Annotated in this window: 1 protein-coding gene; it reads right to left on the bottom strand. The window is 32.1% G+C overall.

Annotation, left to right across the window (positions count from 1 at the left end; all coding sequences use genetic code 11):
• Positions 1-41: 41 nt before the first annotated feature.
• Positions 42-1,186 (bottom strand): IS3 family transposase gene (locus ACJDUG_RS17770; protein WP_406771204.1). Its coding sequence is split into 2 segments (ribosomal slippage): positions 42-949 and positions 949-1,186, totalling 1,146 coding nucleotides; the frame shifts between segments, so codons are not numbered across the junction.
• Between the last annotated feature and the right edge of the window lie 73 nt (positions 1,187-1,259).

Here is a 1,259-nt window from a genome sequence, read left to right as displayed (position 1 = left end):
TGGATTTAAGTCAATATAGTAGACACAGAAACTCGAATTTTTTATGCAGTTTTTCTTAAAGCATCTTCAAGCTGCTGTGGAGTCATATAACCGATACTGCTGTGAAGCCTTTTCCTGTTGTACCAGGACTCTATGTATTCAAATATAGCTAGCCTAGCAGCATCAAAGTTATAGTATGTAGCTAAATTTACTTCTTCTTTTTTTAGAGATGCATGAAAGGATTCTATGCAAGCATTATCATAGGGGCAACCCTTAGCACTGAAAGAATGGACTATATTAAGTTTAGAAAGATATTCTTCAAAATTAGAGCTTGTATACTGTGATCCCAAATCACTGTGGAGTATTATTGTATTTTGGGGATTTTGAGCTGAATAGGCATTTTCTACTGCTTTTAAAGCTAGTTCTGTATCCATGGTCCTTGAAAAAGCATAGCCTATAATTTTCTTTGTATGAAGATCTAAGACTGAAGCAAGATAGCACCATTTATCCTTAAGAGTATAAATGTAAGTTATATCAGTAACCCATTTTTCGTTAATTGTAGTTGTAGAAAAATCTCTTTTTAAAACGTTTTCTCTAGCTTCTACTTTGTTTTTAGAAGGATGAGGTCTGAATTTCTTTATAATTATGGATTTTATGTTTAGTTTTCTCATAAGTCTTTGTACTCTTTTAAGGCTTATAGCATGTCCTAATTCTTCTTTAAGCACTTTATGTATTTTAGGAGCACCATAACGGCTTTTGCTATCTTTATAGATTTTCAGTATTTCTTGTTCATACATCTTGTTTTCTATGCTTCTCTTACTTTCGATTTTGTGCAGATACTTATAAAAGGAACTTCTTGAGACCTTTAAAACTTCACACATTAATTTAATATCATGCTTTTTCTCATTATCATTAATAAACTTAAATATAGAACTTATTTCTTTGCGAATATGGCCATGGCTTTTTTTAATATTTCATTTTCCTCCTCAAGCCTTGCCATCTTCTTTAGCATTGCCTGATACTCTGCTGATGTTATTTCTTTATCTTTATCCACAGCTACTGTCTTGGCTTTTTTTAGCCAGCCCATTATTGTTGATTTTGATATGCCATACTCGCTGCTTAAATCTGCTAAACTCTTACCTGACTTATAGAGCTCTACTATAGTATTTTTAAATTCATCCTTATATTGATTTTGTCCTCTTGGCATTGTAGACACGTCCTTCCTTTTCTATATTTTATTATGTTCGGATTTCTGTGTCTACATTATTATACTAACACCA

The organism is Candidatus Clostridium stratigraminis (assembly GCF_045310675.1).
Classification (GTDB): domain Bacteria; phylum Bacillota; class Clostridia; order Clostridiales; family Clostridiaceae; genus Clostridium_AT; species Clostridium_AT stratigraminis.
This window is presented reverse-complemented; position numbering and strand designations above follow the sequence as displayed.